Raw genomic sequence first — 672 nt, forward strand, 5'->3', positions numbered from 1 at the left:
AGTGATAAAGATTTTCATGGGGACAGCATGATCTCCTGTTGCTGAAAAATCAAGCGTCTTCAATGATCACGGGTATATATGGATTATATAAAGGCAGGTGATTATTTACTAGATTTATTAAATGCTAATCAACATTGTGCATTAGTTCACATTTTTTATTTTAAGAATTAACACGTGGGAATATTTTGCTATACTTCATATTGATAATTTCGCATAGATATGGAGGATGTATGGAAAAAATGGGGGATTCTCTTCCGATTATCCTTGATAAGGCGGTTGACTTTATGGCATCAACACAAGCATTTAAAGAATATATGAAACAGTCTTCTGTATCAGAACATATTCCTGAAGATATCCCGGATGAGAAGGTGTTTTTTTATATACAAAGACTTAATTATTACAGAAGTATATACCATCCTATAGGGAAGTAAGTTTTATGAATTAAAAGAACGTGAAGCATTGTAAAGTACATCACTTAAGTGGATTAATTGCATTAACTGTTCCTCAGTTAGCGGTTCAATTAATTCATGAAGTTTTGCCATACGGATTTCTATAGCGATAGAAAGAATACTATCACCACGTTGAGTCAAACTAAGGAAGGTGCGAATAAGTCCGAGATGTGAGATCATCGTGTTGTAACCTGAACCCAGAATGAGTAACCGGATGAGCCAG

2 protein-coding genes are annotated in these 672 nt (G+C 34.5%); one reads left to right on the top strand and one right to left on the bottom strand.

Annotation, left to right across the window (positions count from 1 at the left end):
* The first annotated feature begins 230 nt into the window (after positions 1-230).
* A complete protein-coding gene (locus tag QMN93_RS26055) occupies positions 231-431 on the top strand; it encodes a hypothetical protein (RefSeq protein ID WP_032640629.1) in 201 nt (66 codons plus the stop codon).
* A gap of 3 nt (positions 432-434) precedes the next feature.
* On the opposite strand, the gene QMN93_RS26060 is transcribed toward QMN93_RS26055, so the two are convergent.
* A partial coding sequence (locus QMN93_RS26060) for a hypothetical protein (RefSeq protein ID WP_323630747.1) occupies positions 435-672 on the bottom strand: 238 nt, incomplete at its 5' end.

The sequence above is a fragment of the Enterobacter sp. R-1.6.2 genome (assembly GCF_035064085.1).
Classification (GTDB): domain Bacteria; phylum Pseudomonadota; class Gammaproteobacteria; order Enterobacterales; family Enterobacteriaceae; genus Enterobacter; species Enterobacter asburiae_B.